We start from the raw sequence: 17,033 nt of genomic DNA, 5'->3' as shown, positions 1-17,033 counted from the left end.
CGCTGTCACTGCCCATCTAACCCGCGAATTGGTTTTATTGTGTCCCAAGAGCGACAAGATGGGCAATGCCAATATAATGAGTGCGAAGTGAAACCGCATTTATGGCAGCGATAATCCGGTTTTGTACGAATTTGTTCCCCGACCATTTTACGTAATAAGATCAAGCTTTCTTTTGCTCGACCTTCTTCAGCTTCTTGTAAATGGTAGTCCATTAAGCGATAGAATAAGCGCATGGTTGGGTGACGTTGAATTTGGTCATTAATGTAACTCGCCGCAGCTTCATGATTTTGTTGTTCAACGATAATATCTGCAAGATAGAGTTCGGCAATTGCACCTGAATTACCCGCAACACATTGACGAAGGTAATTCTCCCATTCATTAGATTGCCCTGTATGTTGATAACAGTCATAAAGTAAAGGAAGAGTATCTGCAACAAGTTCTCTATCTTGTTCATAGACCTGTTTTAGCACATTAATTGCTTTATCATAATTACCTTGCTCAATAAATAACCGCCCTTTCATTATTGAGACACGAGCACAGTTTTTATCCGCTTGTTCTGCTTTATTTAATAATGTAAGGGCATCGTCAAGGTCATCACTGGCTAATTGTTGAGTCGCTAACTCACAGTAAAAATGTGCAATCTGTTCACGTAATTCATTATGACCTAACTTTACCAATTTACCGGCGGCCTCAATGGCATTTGTCCAATCACTCGTTAATTGATAAATATTTAAAAGCGATTGTAATGCACTGAGTTTGAAATCCACCTCATCAGTGAGTTGCTGGAACATGCTTTCAGCACGGTCATAAACCCCCGCCGCCATATAATCACGACCAAGTTGCTGAGTTGCCAAAAGACGCTGTTCAAAAGATAACGCCGCACTTTCCACCAGCGATTGGTGAATACGAATGGCGCGTTCAACTTCCCCGCGTGAACGAAATAAATTACCGAGAGTAAGGTGGGCTTCAAAAGCGGAGCTATCTTCATTTTTTAGCATATCGAGGAATAAATCGACAGCTTTATCTTGTTGATTAGATAATAGAAAGTTCACGCCTGTCACATAATCACGTGACAAGCGATTCGCATGTTGTTGCTTATCTTGTTGAGCACTTCTGCGCCCCATGTACCAACCATAAGCAGCAGCGACTGGTAGCAGCAGAAACAGCAACTCGAACATACAGGATTATTCCTTGTTCTGAGCCGTCACTAATGAGGTTGAGTCAGAAATATTACTTTCTCCAGCACCTAATTGTGATTCTAAACGTCTAATTTTACGACGTGCATTTTTTAGACTAACCACCATGCGCAGATAGAATACCGCACACACCAACCAGCCTAGCACAAAACCGACACCAAAAAGTGATGCAAGCAGGGTCGATAATGAGAAATCCCCTTTTGCAATCAGGTAGTTAAATGTAATAACCTGATCATTGCTTGAACCTAGCGTAATCGAAATAATAAAAAATGCGACAGCTAGTAATAAAATCAGAAAGTATTTCACATTTTTTCCCGTTATCAGTTCTTATTCATTCAATAATATCTACCTGATAAGGTAGCATTTCCAGCGCATTCAGACAAAGTAATTTATTTTATACAACGCTTAATTCAACCTAAAAATACCCTATCTCTCACTGCTTGCTATCACTGCTTGCTGAAAGATTAGTCTGCTTTGCTTCTAAACCAACGAAATTGCAATACCCCGTACCCTAATATTGCAAAGCTAGCGCTGATGACTACTGAAGCAATAATGTCAATTGGCCAGTGCATTCCTAATAGCATACGACTAAATGCGATACCTTCCGCCCAAACAGCGAGGCCTATCGCTAATATATACAGACGTTGCTGCCAAAAAAGAGCAATCAGCAATAAAGCCCAACCAGCAGCAAATAACATGTGCCCTGATGGAAATGAATACCCTGTTTCAGCTTGCCAATGCTTACGTTGCCATTTAGCAACAGAGTTATCCTGCTTAACGGTATTTTTAACTAATGCTGCCCGCTCAGACCTTTTTAAATCATAAAATTCGGTTGTTGGAATATGATGTTCAGTTGCTAACCAGGCCACATAAGGCCGTGGCTCTTTAAACGAATTTTTTAGCAGGGTTTTTACCCCTTGTTGAAGTAAGATCACACTAATAACAACCAGTAAAACTTTTAGCAGATGCGTTTTCTCTGTACGAAACGCGAAAATGACAGCCCCGATAAATAATAAAGAAGTCAAAATGCTGTATGGAGCGCCAGCAGAATTAGTTAACCATAGTAACCATTTACCGACGCCTGATTGGTTTTCTGGTGACCAATGCCAGCCCGCCATAATCATTAACATGGGTGGAATAATCAACAACAGCGCAAAAGCACAAACGACCAAAATAGTTTTTCTCATTTAATGCATTCCATAAATATAAATCTAACTAAATCAATAAATATTACATTCACCCATTATTAACTCTGTTATAGTAATACACCATTGGTAGTGTGCAAAGAAAACCAACCTCTATATGCTAAACGTCATATATCGTCGATACATTATACTCACTGTACTTTATATCGATAAACGTTATTAATTAAGCAAGAGTTACTTTAACTAATGAATGAAAATATGCAGCTAAAACGTGTTGCCGAGGCAAAGCTACCCACACCTTTCGGTGAATTCTTAATGGTAGGTTTTGAAGAAATAGCAACTGGTCGTGATCATGTAGCGTTAATTTTTGGCGATATCTCTGGAAATGAGCCGGTACTTAGCCGGATCCATTCCGAATGTTTAACAGGAGATGCGCTATTTAGTCTACGCTGCGATTGTGGTTTTCAATTAGAAGCCGCGCTTTCTCAGATTAGTAAAGAAGGCCGAGGGGTATTACTTTACCATCGTCAAGAAGGACGAAATATTGGCTTACTAAATAAAATCCGTGCTTATGCTTTACAAGATCAAGGTCTTGATACCGTTGAGGCAAATATCAAATTAGGCTTTAAAGCTGACGAACGTGATTTTACCTTATGTTCTGATATGTATAAATTACTCGGTATTAACGAAGTCCGTTTATTGACCAACAACCCACAAAAAATCGAAAAGATGCGTGATGCGGGTATTAACGTTATTGAACGTGTACCACTTATTGTTGGGCGCAACCCTAGTAATGAGCATTACTTGGATGTAAAAGCACAAAAAATGGGTCATATGTTGTTTAAGCACCAATAGCCCCCCTCACAGGAAGAGCGTCACGCTCTTCCTTATACCTTTTTAAATTTTCACCGAATATAACAACCCTGATGGTTGCATTTATTAACTGCTATATTCACTTTCTTTCTATAAGGTTTATACTGTTAGCAATATTATTACCTTGATAAATACGCTTAATCATTTAAGTTTGTTTTTCAAACAACAAGGAGATATTGTGAACAACCTGCCAACCATTCAACGCATGAGAAGACTGCGTAAAACAGAAAAGCTCCGCACTTTATTCCAAGAAACTCAGTTAACTATTAATGACTTATGTCTACCTATTTTCGTTGAAGAAGAACTTGATGATTATATGCCGATTGCCAGTATGCCCGGCGTGATGCGTATTCCTGAAAAACGTCTTGCTTATGAAATTGAGCGGATTGCCAATGCAGGTATTAAATCTGTGATGACTTTTGGCGTTTCTCATCACCTTGATGATAATGGTAGCGATGCATGGCAAGAAAATGGCCTTGTTGCGCGAATGTCCCGAATTTGTAAAGAAACGGTACCTGAGATGATTGTTATGTCAGACACCTGTTTCTGTGAATATACCTCACATGGTCACTGTGGTGTGATGCATGACCATATTGTAGATAATGATGCAACTATCCATAACTTAGGGTTACAAGCTGTTGCAGCTGCACGGGCTGGTGCTGATTTTATTGCTCCATCCGCAGCAATGGATGGTCAGGTAGCCGCTATTCGTCAAGCTCTTGATGCCGCCGGCTTTACGGATACAGCAATTATGTCTTACTCAACAAAGTTTGCTTCCGCATTATATGGCCCTTTTCGTGACGCCGCAGGTTCTTGCTTAAAAGGTGATAGAAAAACCTACCAAATGAACCCAATGAATCGCCGTGAAGCGTTACATGAGTCATTAATTGATGAGCGTGAAGGTGCTGATGCATTAATGATTAAGCCTGCAGGAGCGTATTTAGATATCATCCGTGACTTGCGTGAACATACCCAATTACCGATTGGGGCTTACCAAGTGAGTGGGGAATACGCTCAAATTAAATTTGCAGCTCAAGCAGGAGCAATTGATGAAACTCGCGTGGCACTCGAAACGTTAGGTTCTATTAAACGTGCAGGAGCTGACTTAATTTTTAGTTACTTCGCCCTGCAATTAGCCGAAGACAAGGCGTTATAATTTTCATCAGTCTATAGATGGCAACAAGGTTATTTGTTGCCATCTATACCCTATTTATATTTAGGTCCTACCCAATTAATGACTAACGAGAATACTGTTGTAGTCCCTTTTGTTGCTCTTAATTACTTGTAATGCTTGTTCCTAATCCAGCAAGCTGATTTTGATACATATCTTTTGTTTTATTCTGCTTATCTAACTCAGTTTGCAATTTATTTAAGCTAGTTGTACATGAATTCATTTTTTCCTGTACGTAATTTTGCACTGAAACATTCAATTCTTTACTATAATTCTGAATTTTATTTTCATGTTCTGTACTGAGTTCATTCTTTTTGTTTTGTAATTCTTGGATTTTATCTAATGCTACAAAATATTGTTGTACGTTTTCCATAAAATTGCGACCCTCGAGATTTGGAACCTTGGTTTTTCCTGAAAACTCTTTGTGTCCGTCCTTTAACTCGAAACCAAATTTTTTCATCGCAAAGGAATCACTGGTTAGATAGCTTTTCCATGTAGTCTTTATCTCCCCGACAAAACGACTATTCTCTACCTTAAACATTTCTCCCTTTATCGCCTTATCTAATGAATCTCCTATATCAGGAATTTTTTTAACCAGCTCGTTTCTTTTAGTTAGTGATTTATTTTTGTTATTTTCAATACCCGTATCAAGTTGCTTAATGCCTTTATTATAGTTTTCAATTGCCGCTGCTATTTTTTCAGTAACTAGCCCTTGATGATCCTCAGCCAGTAAAGAAACAGCATCAGGCGTTTTGAGAAATTTAATTTCTAATTTCTTCTTATTTATTTTTTCTTCAGTCTTGATAATGTCATTTTTAAGTCCGTTAAGTTCATTCTTTGTATTATTATATTTTTCTATCAAATTCGATTTTTTTGTTTCTAATGTGCATTTCTCTTTTGCACCTATTGATGCTAAAAGCGTTGTTTTGACAAAATTTAATTTTGTACTCTTCTCTTGAAGCATGCCTGAGTTTTGTGAATTAAGTTTCGTGATAAGTTTATCTATGCGGGATTCAAACACCTCCGTCCCGCCACTCATCAGTCTATTAAATTCGGAGCTATCAGTACTATTAGTGATCTTTGCAATATTACCGACTAACTTATTCAGTTCATTGAGCGGTTTTTTTGATACCTTACTTGACACCTCTAATTTATTGAGTGCGTTAATAAAACGCTGGGGTTGGCTTATCGTTGCCATAATATTATGTTCCTTTATTAAGTAAATGATATTTTTACAGATGCATTGCACCCTCAAGAATATTTACCTAACAAACATGAGACAATTCACTTATTTTGAAAAATTATTATTTCTTCGGAATATATCAGAATGACAATATGGAAGCCTCTTATAATGCCACACACAGCAACACTGTATATAAACACAGCATTGCCGTTTTTGGTCATTTTAGAAGAATAAATAAACAGAAAAAGTCCAAAACACTTTCAATCGATTATTTTTCAAGCTGTAACTCTAGCTGTTTCGATAACCCTTGTGCATATCTCTGCGCTTCTTCTGGTGTTAACAAGCCCGCAATCAATAAATCCTGTTTCCCTGAGGACGTTTCTGCGACCACTCCCCAATACTCGACCTCAAAGCTAATACTCTTAGGGTCTTGATCAGGCATTGGTAAAATATCAAAATAATCTTTTAATGGAGCAATGGTGATAGCGGTATAATCTGCATTTAAACCGAGTGGAAATTCTTTATCCGCGTACAAACGTAAGTCATGCACTTCCGTTTCTGGTGTTCTCATAACGATAGAATATAAATTAGGGATATGCTCTAAAATGTCACGAACCTCTTCATTTGCCCCATCAAAATGAGAAGTCGTCAATAAAATGTCTGCTGCCCACAATGCCCCTTTATAGAAATCGGTTTCATTGATATCTGCCATATTTATTTCCTTTATAGTGTTTTCGATAAGTTCAATCACTGTATGGTTGATGCAGAAGCGATTACATTTATATTATTTTCAACAAAGAAACTGATTTATAGCGAACTACACCCTATTCTTAAGCAATAATGATAATCGTATTCCCCTTTAATTGGTCATCTATTTATTACCATAGCCCAGAATCGAAACGAAAAAATTGAGAAAGAACAAGATTAATAAACAAGATAATATATTTAAAAAAAACGTCTGCTGGGCGAACCATGCAGACGTTATTGCAGTAAAAGTTAGTGTAACATTTGTCTTATTACATAATGTAAAATACCGCCATGACGGTAATAATCCATTTCTGTCGAGGTATCAATACGACAGCGCATGGTAACGTCCTTTACCTCACCATTGCCGTAAGTAATTTTAACGACAATGTCTTGCCCTGGCACAAGTGACTGTAGACCATTAACATCAATACGCTCATCACCTTTTAACCCTAGTGTTTTACGGGACTCGCCATCTTTAAACTCTAAAGGAACAACCCCCATTCCAATTAAGTTAGAGCGATGAATACGCTCATACGACTCAGCAATCACAACCCTAACACCTAACAAATTGGTCCCTTTAGCTGCCCAGTCACGGCTAGAGCCCGAACCATACTCTTTACCCGCAATGATAGCCAATGGACGTTTGTCTTGTTGATATAACATCGCTGCATCATAAATCGCCATTTGCTGCCCTGTTGGGATATGCAATGTGTAGCCACCCTCAACCCCTGGCACCATTTCATTACGAATACGAATGTTTGCAAATGTCCCTCTCATCATCACCTCATGGTTACCACGACGTGACCCGTAAGAGTTAAAATCCGCAACCGCAACACCATGCTCTTGCAAATAACGTCCTGCAGGGCTCTCTTTTTTGATGTTACCCGCAGGTGAAATATGATCTGTTGTAACTGAATCGCCAAGGATAGCTAAAATATTTGCACCATGAATATCTTTGATTGGTGCGGGTTGAACTGACATCCCTTCAAAAAAGGGTGGATGGCGAATATAGGTTGAATCTGCCTGCCAATGGTAGGTTGATGAACTTTCAACTTCTAATGCACGCCAAGCCTCATCACCGTCAAATACCGCATTGTATTCTTTACGGAACATATCCGTTTTAACTTGCTGCACTGCCTGAGCAATTTCAACACTAGAAGGCCAAATATCTTTCAGATAGACATCATTGCCCTGCTTATCTACACCTAGTGGCTCATTCTTCAAGTTAATATTCATATTCCCCGCTAATGCATACGCGACTACCAAAGGCGGTGATGCTAGCCAGTTAGTTTTCACTAATGGATGAATACGCCCCTCAAAGTTACGGTTACCTGACAGCACCGCCCCAACAGTTAAGTCTGTTTGCTTAATCGCATCTTCTATCGGTTCTGGTAATGGCCCTGAATTACCAATACAAGTCGTACAACCATAACCGACAAGGTTAAAACCTAATTTATCAAGATAAGGGGTTAAGCCCGCGACGGCCAGATAGTCAGTAACAACTTTAGAACCTGGTGCTAATGAGGTTTTCACCCAAGGCTGGCGCATTAACCCTTTTTCAACCGCTTTTTTCGCTAGTAACCCTGCGGCCATTAATACGCTTGGATTAGATGTATTAGTACATGATGTGATTGCGGCAATCACAACCGCCCCATCTGTGAGTTCAAAAGTCTTATTTTGATATTTCACTGTCGGTTGTGCATTTTTTTCTTTCTTATTAACTTCTAATTCAACTGCACCGCGAAAAGCTTTAGGGACTTGGCTTAGCTCAACTCTGTCTTGTGGACGTTTAGGCCCAGCAAGGCTAGATTCAACTGTCGACATATCAAGTTCTAGCGTACTGGTGAAAATTGGTTCATCACCAACGTGACGCCATAAGCCTTGCTCTTTACTATATGCTTCCACCAGCGCGACTTCATCATCGCTACGGCCGGTTAACCGCATATATGACAATGTAATGTCATCAATAGGGAAAAAACCACATGTTGCCCCGTACTCCGGTGACATATTCGCAATGGTCGCTCTATCCGCTAACGGCAAATCGGCTAACCCATCACCATAAAATTCAACAAATTTACCGACAACACCATGTTTACGTAGCATTTGTGTTACCGTCAGCACTAGGTCTGTCGCAGTGATCCCTTCGGATAATTTCCCTGTTAATTTAAAGCCCACGACATCAGGGATCAGCATCGAAACTGGCTGACCTAACATAGCAGCTTCTGCTTCAATCCCACCCACACCCCAGCCAAGTACACCTAGCCCGTTGATCATCGTAGTATGGGAGTCAGTTCCTACTAAGGTATCAGGATAAGCGTATAACTGACCGTCAATTTGTTCGTACCAAACCGCTTTACCTAAATATTCTAAGTTAACTTGGTGGCAGATCCCCGTACCTGGTGGAACCACTCGGAATCGATTAAAAGCCTTTTGGCCCCAACGCAAAAATAGATAACGTTCATGATTACGTTTCATTTCAATTTCGACGTTTTCACCAAATGCAGATTGTGTGGCAAATTCATCCACCATAACAGAGTGGTCAATGACTAAATCTACCGGAGATAATGGATTTACTTGTTCAACATTCCCCCCAAGAGACTTAACGGCTTCACGCATCGCCGCAAGGTCAACAACTGCGGGAACACCCGTAAAGTCTTGCATGAGTACACGAGCAGGTCGGTAAGCAATTTCCCTGTCTGCGTGCCCCTTTTTTTGCCAATCAATAATCGCTTGTAAGTCTTGTTCTACCACCGAGGTTCCATCAATATGACGCAGTAGATTCTCAAGTAGGACTTTTAAAGATTTAGGTAACTTAGAACCGTCACCAAGTTTTTTAGCAGCACGTGCTAAGCTGAAGTAATGATACTGCTTGTTTCCAACAGTGAGCATGGAAGCACTGTCTGATTTTAGGCTCAACGACATAACTCCTCCTTGGTTTTTATAACTATAACGATAGGTATTAGCTACCGCCCTTATTTTTTTGTTAACCAATTGTAATCATAGTTGCTTTAGAAATTTGATTTATAGATTTTGTGCCAAATTTTGAATTCCTATCTATTTATCATAGGAAATTTAAGTTAAGAAGGGAAATTGATACATTGAAAATATATGGTCAGTGAACAGTTGCGTAGGTAAAATAAAGTGACTAGCCTTCTTGAATAGCAAATTGTAGCTAGGTAGATAGCGCTATTAGTAACCATCCCCCTAGCTACAGTAAAGAATTAAATAATCGGCAACTTCATATCTTTAAAGAATTCTTCGATATCCTCATTATGCCTTAATGCGACTGCTTTATCGACGACATCACGCGTTAAGTGAGGTGCAAAACGCCAAATAAAATCATACATATAGCTACGAAGAAATGTGGTTCGTTTAAAACCAATTTTTGTTGTGCTATAGCTAAATTTATCGCGCATATCAATAACAACTAAATCACTGTCACTAATTGGGTCAACAGCCATACTGGCAATAATTCCGATCCCTAGACCTAACCTTACATAAGTTTTAATAACGTCTGCATCCGTAGCAGTAAAAATAATTTTTGGTTCTATGCCGACTTTTTGAAATGCAACATCGAGCTCTGAACGCCCTGTAAAGCCATGGGTGTAAGTCACAATTTGGTATTGGGCTATATCCTCAATAGTGACATTTTTTTTCGCGGCTAATGGATGGTCTTTTTGTACCACAACACAACGGTTCCAGTGGTAACACGGCAACATTATTAAGTCACTATACAAATGCAATGCTTCCGTCGCGATAGCAAAATCACTATTCCCCTTACAAACTTCCTCTGCAATTTGTGTCGGTGAGCCTTGTTGCATATGCAAAGAAACATGGGGATAACGCTCTATAAAACCTTTGATTACCGGCGGTAATGCATAACGTGCTTGAGTATGTGTGGTTGCAATACTCAAACTCCCTCTATCAGGATAGGTATGTTCCCCTGCCACCGACCGGATTGCCTCTATCTTAGACAATACCTCACGAGAAATACGTATAACTTCTTCCCCTGCTGGGGTTACGTGAGTTAAGTGTTTACCACTGCGGGCAAAAATTTGAATCCCTAACTCATCTTCAAGCATCCTTACTTGCTTACTGATCCCTGGCTGTGAAGTAAAAAGCCCCTCCGCAGTCGAGGAGACATTTAAGTCATGGTTAACGACCTCAACAATATAACGTAATTGCTGCAATTTCATATTTCAGTCTACCTCTTGCTTAATTATGTGGCTTTCACTATAGCTAAATAATATTAGTTATAACCAAAAGATATATATAACCAATTTGATATAACTAATATAACATTATTCAAACAAGAATAAACAGTATGATGATAAAATTTCATCTATACCTTACTTCTATCATTAGGGTCGTAAGAAATTGCAAAGACGGGTTAATTTAATTTCATAATGTGATTCAATAGATAAAATCAAACTGGAAAGATTTCCACTGCATTACCAATATTAATGAGTAATAGTGAAAATCAATATTCTCAACGAAGAGAGGTTGCTACATGCGTATAAATATTTTGGCTTTAATTATTGGTATGTCTACTATTTCTTTTGCCCCCCAATTGCTGGCAAAAGAAGTCTCTTATGGGCAACAAAAAATTGTCCTATCTGATTCAATCAACCCAGGGAATGACTTTTACCGCTATGTAAATGAGGATTGGATAAGCAAAGCCAAAATTCCAACAGGTATGCCACGTATAAACTCTTTTGTTGACGTGTATTTGAACACCGAAAAACAGACCCAATCTATTATTGATGAGTTACAAAAAATACCAGAAAACTCATTGAGTCATAATCAACGTAATATTCGTAATTTATATCTCAGCTACCTTAATGAGGAAGCCATCGAAAAATCAGGTCTCAGCCCAATACAACATGACTTAGACGCCATCAAAAAAGCTAAAGATCATAATGAAATAAGTGCGTTAATGACTCAGCCTGACTATAAATCACTGATTTCCTATTGGGTCGATTTAGATGCAAAGGCTCCTGATACTTACGTGTTATATCTTGGTCAAGGCGGGTTAGGGTTGCCTAATCGAAATTATTACCTTGAGGATACCCCTCAAATGAAAGATATTCGCCAAAGTTATATTGCTTATATCGGGACAATGTTGAAGTTAGCAGGTGAAACAGGTGTTGAGCAAAAAGCACAGAAGATTTTTGACTTAGAAAAGTCTCTTGCCACCGTTCATTGGAGCCCTGAGGCACGCCGTGATACTCTAAAAAATTACCATGCGATGTCCCTTGATGAAATGAAAAAATATACCCAAGGTTTTGATTGGGGTGCATTTATTAGCAGTAGAAAATTAACGGATAAACAACTTGAAAAAGTCATTGTGGAAACAGACAGCGCTGTTGAACAAACAGCAAAAATTTTCGCAGATACGCCTATTTCAACATTAAAAGACTATTTAACTTTTCAATATATTAGTGAGCATGCTCGCTATTTAAATAAAACCGTTGCTGATGCCCAGTTTGATTTTTACTCAAAAAAACTCAATGGCGTAGAGAAACAAAGAACTCGCCAAGAACGCGCACTACAAACAGTTAATTCCCTACAAGGTGAGCCATTGGGTCAAATTTATGTCGAAAAATACTTTGATCCACAGTCCAAAGAAAAAATTAAAGATCTCGTCAGTTATGTCAGGGGAACATTTAATGAGCGCCTGAAGGATAATGACTGGATGGATGACACCACTCGCCAAGAAGCATTAAAAAAACTAGAACAATTCACAGTAAAAGTCGGCTATCCTGACCAATGGAATGACTTTAGTACAATCAACTTAAACCCAAATACCCTCTTAGAGAATTACAAACAGGTTCTAGCATGGTCATACGATGATATGATCAGCAAAATTGGCCAACCAGTGCGTAAATGGGAATGGGGCATGACACCGCAAACGGTTAATGCCTATTTTAACCCTGTACAAAATGAGATAGTGTTCCCTGCTGCAATTTTACAAGCGCCATTCTTTGACCCAAATGTTGACCCTGCTTATAACTATGGTGCCATCGGGGCAGTTATTGGTCATGAGATGGGACATGGCTTTGATGACCAAGGCAGCTTATATGATGGTACTGGCCAGTTACGCAATTGGTGGAGCGATAGCGCAAAAGAGCATTTTAAACAAAAAACTGAGAAGCTTGTTGAACAATATAATGGTTTTGCTGTTGACGATTTAAATGTTAATGGGCAACTCACATTAGGCGAAAATATTGGCGACCTTGGCGGGCTCAATATTGCCTTAAGTGCTTATAAACAATTCGTTAAAGAAAATTACCCGAATGGAGAAGCCCCTATTATTGATGGAACAACAGGGTTACAACGTTTCTTTATTGCTTGGGCGCGTACATGGCAAGAACTGTCAAATAAAGAGTCTGAACGTAACAAAATTATGACAGACCCACATAGCCCTAACCAGTTCCGTGCAAATGGCGTGGTACGAAATATTGATGATTGGTACCAAACTTTCGGTGTTGATAAAGATAGTGCGCTGTATTTAGCGCCAGAACAACGTATTCGTATTTGGTAATACAAAAATAAGGTTCGGGATACTACCCGGGCCTTATTTTTCTAACCTTCATCTAAACCGAAAACAAGGTTCTATCTTTTCACTAAAATACGCTAAATAATTCGAGTTGTGACTAGCGAGCAAATGCTGTAAGCCCTAAGAGCATAACAAAAAGTATGTGATTAGGGTTAACAACCGTAGCCAACAACGCCACAGCTCGAAATATAACGAATATTATTTAATAACGCCGCAAGCCATCCTCGCCCCGCCGCCACCTAAAGCTTCAGGGTTGTCAGAATAGTTATCACCACCAACATGCACCATGAGAGCTCTTTCTTGGACATCTTTCAGTGATTTTAAGCGTGGTGCTAATACCGCATAGTTTGCATTGCCTTGGCTATCAGCAACTAAACCGGGTAAGTCACCTAAGTGACCGCTATTATCGTATGGGCCTTTATGAACCCCGGTTTTTGCAGGGTCTAGATGACCACCAGCTTTTAATGCAGGGACAGATTTGCCATCTTTGTCTGCGGGTTCACAACTTGGGTTTTCATGGACGTGGAAGCCATGAACTCCCGCTTGCAAGCCAGCTAATTTAGGAGTAAACAGTAATCCGTATTCTGTTTCTGTGATAACAACCTCACCTATTGCTTTACCATCGCCAGTCGGCGTTGCCTCTTTTAATACTACGGTAGATTGAGCCGCATACGCAGTGCCCGCAGTAAATAATGCAGCCAGTAAACACATTTTTAACTTCATTTTGCCTCCGGTGGATAACGTTTATCTATCATTCCATCGACTTACCTTAATACATTCATAAGATAAGAATTGTACTGTTTTAATCATCATTATTAATGACAATATCTAAGTTAGCACAAATCTGTTATCGCTTTGGTGCTGTATTTGAGTTTAGTTAATAATTGGTGGTTATATCACAATAGTGCCATTCAATAAGGCCAAAGATCGGTATTCACCTCTAAATAACAAAGCCAGTCATTTCTGACTGGCTTTGATTTTTTAACGTAAAAGTAACCTGTTACTTTTCTTTGACGACCCATTTACCATCAACATAAAAAGCACTCCAACCCGTTGCTTTTCCGTTCTTTTCGGAAGAAACATACTGCTGTTTAGTCTTACGACTAAAACGCACAACAGTTGGATTACCTTCACCATCTTCAGCAGGCGCTTCTGCTAAATAGGCTAATTTTTCAGGCAGACGGTCTTTAAAGCGTTGTAGCTCAGCCACTAGAGGCGCACGAGTTTCCCTAGATTTAGGGAAAGTATTCGCGGCAAGGAATACCCCAGCTGCGCCATCACGCAATACAAAGTAAGCATCTGATTTTTCACACGGCAATTCCGGTAGTGGCACTGGATCTTCTTTCGGCGGTGCAACTTCACCACTTCTTAAAATTTTACGTGTGTTTTTACACTCTTCATTGGTGCAGCCCATGTATTTACCAAAACGCCCCATTTTCAGGTGCATTTCAGAACCACATTTGTCACACTCAATAACTGGGCCATCATAGCCTTTAATACGGAACTCACCTTCTTCGATTTCATAACCTTCACACGCAGGGTTATTACCGCACACATGTAATTTACGCTGGTTATCAATCAAATAGCTATCCATCGCAGTGCCACATTTCGGGCAACGACGCTTAGCTCTTAGCGCGTTAGTTTCCGCATCATCCCCTTCAAGCACGTTAAGAACTTCATCTTCAGGGATTAAATTGATCGTTTTCTTACAACGCTCTTTCGGTGGTAATGCATAACCGCTACAACCAAGGAATACCCCTGTTGACGCTGTGCGGATGCCCATATGCCGCTCACAATCAGGACAGGTTATTGATGTAATAACCATCGGATTAGTGCGCATTCCCCCTTCTTCTGGATCTTTTTCAGCAACATCGAGTTGCGTACTAAAGTCAGAGAAAAACTCATCGAGAACCGCTTTCCATTCCGCCTCATGATTAGCAACATGGTCGAGCTGATTTTCCATACGTGCGGTAAAATCGTAGTTCATCAAATCGTTGAAGTTTTCTTCTAAACGATCAGTAACAATTTCACCCATTTTTTCCGCGTAAAAACGGCGATTTTCTACTTTAACATAACCCCTATCTTGAATAGTCGAGATTATGGCTGCATAGGTAGAAGGACGACCAATTCCCCGTTTTTCTAATTCTTTAACTAATGATGCCTCACTAAAACGCGCTGGTGGCTTGGTGAAGTGCTGGCTAGGCAATAATTCGATTAATGATAGTTCTGTGCCTACTTGGATAGGTGGCAACGTTTTATCTTCATCGTTTTTGCGCAGCGCAGGCATCACTTTCGTCCAACCATCAAAACGTAACGTACGCCCTTTGGCTTTCAGTTCAAACTCTCCCGCTTTCACTGTTAAGGTCGTAGAGTCATATTTCGCAGGCGTCATTTGACATGCAACAAATTGGTTCCAAATTAATTGGTACAATCTTTTGGCGTCATTTTCCATATCTTTTAGTGAATCAGGTAACACATCAACACTAGAAGGACGGATAGCTTCGTGCGCTTCTTGAGAATTATCTTTGCTGCTATATACGTTGGCATCTTTAGGCAGGTATTTCGCGCCAAAGTTGTCATTAATATAGCCACGAACCATATCTAATGCATCTTGACTCAAGTTAGTTGAGTCGGTACGCATATAGGTGATGTAACCAGCTTCATACAGGCGCTGTGCCATCATCATGGTTTTCTTCACCCCAAAGCCTAAGCGCGTACTCGCTGCTTGCTGCAAGGTTGAAGTAATATAAGGCGCACTCGGTTTACTCGAGGTTGGACGGTCTTCGCGGTCAATAACCTCAAAGCGTGCTTTTTCAAGCAATTTTACCGCCGCTGTAGTTTGCGCTTTATTAACAGGCTTGAACGATTTACCAGATTGCGACGTAACTTCCATGCGTAAATTTGCAATGTCTTTATCCGCTAAATCAGCGTGTAATTCCCAATATTCTTCAGGAACAAACGCTTTAATTTCCCTTTCACGCTCAACAATCAGTTTCACTGCGACTGATTGAACACGACCGGCAGATAAGCCACGAGCCACTTTTTTCCACAAAAGTGGTGAGACCATATAACCCACAACACGGTCCATGAAACGACGAGCCTGCTGCGCATTAACCCTATCAATATTTAATTCACCAGGGCTATCAAAAGCTTGTGTGATGGCATTCTTTGTAATTTCATTAAACACAACTCGACTAAAACGAGATTCATCACCACCTATCACCTCACGCAGATGCCATGCGATAGCTTCCCCTTCACGGTCCAAGTCCGTTGCTAGGTAGATATGATCAGCATCTTCTGCCAGTGATTTCAGTTCAGAAACAACTTTTTCCTTGCCTGGCAGAATTTGATAATTCGCTTCCCAACCATGGTAAGGATCAATCCCCATACGCTTGACTAACGCATCACGAGGATCTTTTTTAACTTTCTTTGTTTTGTCGGTAGATGAGCCTGTACTCTTTTGTGAGCCGGTTTGTGAACCAGAGCCGCTTTTCGGCAGATCACGAATGTGGCCAACGCTGCTTTTCACAACGTAGCCACTGCCAAGATACTTATTGATCGTTTTGGCCTTTGCCGGGGACTCCACTATAACAAGAGCTTTACCCATATTTACCTTTACCTAAATATCAACAATGGCGCATTTCTACATTAAAATGCGCAAAATGAGAATCTCTTTTTTATATTGCGACACAATCACAATATATCAATAATTTTTTAAACAATTATTTGTGCTGAAACAAAACTTATAAACTCAGTCACGTTATTCTAAAAGAACACAAAGTCTTCTAGTTCACTGATTTTAACCAAATAAATGTGTTTAGCTGTCATTGAAAAACACACACTCTACCTGATAAAATGCTAGAAGCAACCAATTATTTTTTCAAGGAAGCCATGTTATGCAAGATAATCTACCAATCATTACAAAAGAAGAGTTACTTGAAAAAGCTAATGATATCATAAAGAAACATGATGACTATATTCATGGCATGTTTGTCAACGCTGTTGAGCAACATCGGGGTACTTTTGTGTTTAAAGGGGAATTTTTTCTAGATGAAAATAATATTCCCACATTAAAAAGTACGGCTGCTTTTAATATGTACAAACACCTAGCTCATGTTCTATCTGAACAATACCAACTAAGTAATAACAATTAGTTAAC

13 protein-coding genes are annotated in these 17,033 nt (G+C 39.6%); 4 read left to right on the top strand and 9 right to left on the bottom strand.

Features of this window, described 5'->3' with window-relative positions:
- Positions 1-5: 5 nt before the first annotated feature.
- The 3 genes from lapB to M1F14_RS13785 form a co-directional block, all read right to left on the bottom strand.
- Entirely contained in the window at positions 6-1,178 is a 1,173-nt protein-coding gene (gene lapB, locus M1F14_RS13795; protein ID WP_042843685.1) for a lipopolysaccharide assembly protein LapB, read from the bottom strand.
- 6 nt (positions 1,179-1,184) lie between these two features.
- Positions 1,185-1,502 (bottom strand): LapA family protein, encoded by a 318-nt coding sequence (locus M1F14_RS13790; protein ID WP_042843684.1) that lies wholly within the window; start codon positions 1,500-1,502, stop codon positions 1,185-1,187.
- 158 nt (positions 1,503-1,660) lie between these two features.
- Complete coding sequence (locus M1F14_RS13785) at positions 1,661-2,383, bottom strand: phosphatase PAP2 family protein (protein ID WP_181468499.1); 723 nt, start codon at positions 2,381-2,383, stop codon at positions 1,661-1,663.
- A 216-nt stretch (positions 2,384-2,599) separates the two neighbouring features.
- On the opposite strand from M1F14_RS13785, the gene ribA reads away from it, so the two are divergent.
- Positions 2,600-3,196 (top strand): GTP cyclohydrolase II, encoded by a 597-nt coding sequence (gene ribA, locus M1F14_RS13780; RefSeq protein ID WP_042844326.1) that lies wholly within the window; start codon positions 2,600-2,602, stop codon positions 3,194-3,196.
- 223 nt (positions 3,197-3,419) lie between these two features.
- Positions 3,420-4,370, top strand: coding sequence for a porphobilinogen synthase (hemB, locus tag M1F14_RS13775; protein ID WP_405127785.1), 951 nt, complete (start codon positions 3,420-3,422; stop codon positions 4,368-4,370).
- A 118-nt stretch (positions 4,371-4,488) separates the two neighbouring features.
- On the opposite strand, the gene M1F14_RS13770 is transcribed toward hemB, so the two are convergent.
- The 4 genes from M1F14_RS13770 to cysB all read right to left on the bottom strand — a co-directional run bounded on the left by M1F14_RS13770 (position 4,489) and on the right by cysB (position 10,511).
- Positions 4,489-5,583, bottom strand: a complete 1,095-nt coding sequence (locus tag M1F14_RS13770; RefSeq protein ID WP_048607249.1) for a hypothetical protein — start codon at positions 5,581-5,583, stop codon at positions 4,489-4,491.
- A gap of 253 nt (positions 5,584-5,836) precedes the next feature.
- The gene (locus M1F14_RS13765) at positions 5,837-6,280 is read right to left on the bottom strand and encodes a hypothetical protein (protein ID WP_042843679.1); all 444 of its coding nucleotides are present in this window, start codon (positions 6,278-6,280) and stop codon (positions 5,837-5,839) included.
- 284 nt (positions 6,281-6,564) lie between these two features.
- Positions 6,565-9,237 carry an aconitate hydratase AcnA gene (gene acnA, locus M1F14_RS13760; protein ID WP_129465951.1) on the bottom strand — a complete coding sequence of 891 codons (2,673 nt, stop codon included), beginning with the start codon at positions 9,235-9,237 and terminating at the stop codon, positions 6,565-6,567.
- Positions 9,238-9,536: 299 nt separating this feature from the next.
- Positions 9,537-10,511: an HTH-type transcriptional regulator CysB gene (cysB, locus tag M1F14_RS13755; RefSeq protein ID WP_042843677.1), complete on the bottom strand. Its 975-nt coding sequence runs from the start codon at positions 10,509-10,511 to the stop codon at positions 9,537-9,539.
- A 314-nt stretch (positions 10,512-10,825) separates the two neighbouring features.
- On the opposite strand from cysB, the gene M1F14_RS13750 reads away from it, so the two are divergent.
- Entirely contained in the window at positions 10,826-12,859 is a 2,034-nt protein-coding gene (locus M1F14_RS13750; RefSeq protein ID WP_048607255.1) for a M13 family metallopeptidase, read from the top strand.
- A 213-nt stretch (positions 12,860-13,072) separates the two neighbouring features.
- Here the strand turns inward: M1F14_RS13750 and sodC are convergent, their stop codons facing one another.
- Together sodC and topA are read right to left on the bottom strand one after the other, a co-directional pair.
- Entirely contained in the window at positions 13,073-13,597 is a 525-nt protein-coding gene (gene sodC / locus M1F14_RS13745; protein WP_042843675.1) for a superoxide dismutase family protein, read from the bottom strand.
- Between the two features lie 277 nt (positions 13,598-13,874).
- Positions 13,875-16,481, bottom strand: a complete 2,607-nt coding sequence (gene topA, locus M1F14_RS13740; protein ID WP_042843673.1) for a type I DNA topoisomerase — start codon at positions 16,479-16,481, stop codon at positions 13,875-13,877.
- Positions 16,482-16,770: 289 nt separating this feature from the next.
- Between topA and M1F14_RS13735 the strand changes: the two genes are divergently transcribed.
- Positions 16,771-17,028 carry a DUF2498 family protein gene (locus M1F14_RS13735; RefSeq protein ID WP_042843671.1) on the top strand — a complete coding sequence of 86 codons (258 nt, stop codon included), beginning with the start codon at positions 16,771-16,773 and terminating at the stop codon, positions 17,026-17,028.
- Positions 17,029-17,033: the final 5 nt, after the last annotated feature.

This window comes from Providencia sp. PROV003, assembly GCF_045040775.1.
In the GTDB taxonomy this organism is placed as follows: Bacteria; Pseudomonadota; Gammaproteobacteria; order Enterobacterales; family Enterobacteriaceae; genus Providencia; species Providencia huashanensis.
This window is presented reverse-complemented; position numbering and strand designations above follow the sequence as displayed.

What these genes read in the sequence shown, in the direction of transcription:
- M1F14_RS13785 (WP_181468499.1), bottom strand. Translation starts at nt 2,383, where the DNA reads ATGAGAAAAACTATTTTGGTCGTTTGTGCTTTTGCGCTGTTGTTGATT.
- cysB (WP_042843677.1), bottom strand. Translation starts at nt 10,511, where the DNA reads ATGAAATTGCAGCAATTACGTTATATTGTTGAGGTCGTTAACCATGAC.
- acnA (WP_129465951.1), bottom strand. Translation starts at nt 9,237, where the DNA reads ATGTCGTTGAGCCTAAAATCAGACAGTGCTTCCATGCTCACTGTTGGA.
- M1F14_RS13750 (WP_048607255.1), top strand. Translation starts at nt 10,826, where the DNA reads ATGCGTATAAATATTTTGGCTTTAATTATTGGTATGTCTACTATTTCT.
- M1F14_RS13765 (WP_042843679.1), bottom strand. Translation starts at nt 6,280, where the DNA reads ATGGCAGATATCAATGAAACCGATTTCTATAAAGGGGCATTGTGGGCA.
- ribA (WP_042844326.1), top strand. Translation starts at nt 2,600, where the DNA reads ATGCAGCTAAAACGTGTTGCCGAGGCAAAGCTACCCACACCTTTCGGT.
- M1F14_RS13735 (WP_042843671.1), top strand. Translation starts at nt 16,771, where the DNA reads ATGCAAGATAATCTACCAATCATTACAAAAGAAGAGTTACTTGAAAAA.
- hemB (WP_405127785.1), top strand. Translation starts at nt 3,420, where the DNA reads ATGAGAAGACTGCGTAAAACAGAAAAGCTCCGCACTTTATTCCAAGAA.
- lapB (WP_042843685.1), bottom strand. Translation starts at nt 1,178, where the DNA reads ATGTTCGAGTTGCTGTTTCTGCTGCTACCAGTCGCTGCTGCTTATGGT.
- topA (WP_042843673.1), bottom strand. Translation starts at nt 16,481, where the DNA reads ATGGGTAAAGCTCTTGTTATAGTGGAGTCCCCGGCAAAGGCCAAAACG.
- sodC (WP_042843675.1), bottom strand. Translation starts at nt 13,597, where the DNA reads ATGAAGTTAAAAATGTGTTTACTGGCTGCATTATTTACTGCGGGCACT.
- M1F14_RS13770 (WP_048607249.1), bottom strand. Translation starts at nt 5,583, where the DNA reads ATGGCAACGATAAGCCAACCCCAGCGTTTTATTAACGCACTCAATAAA.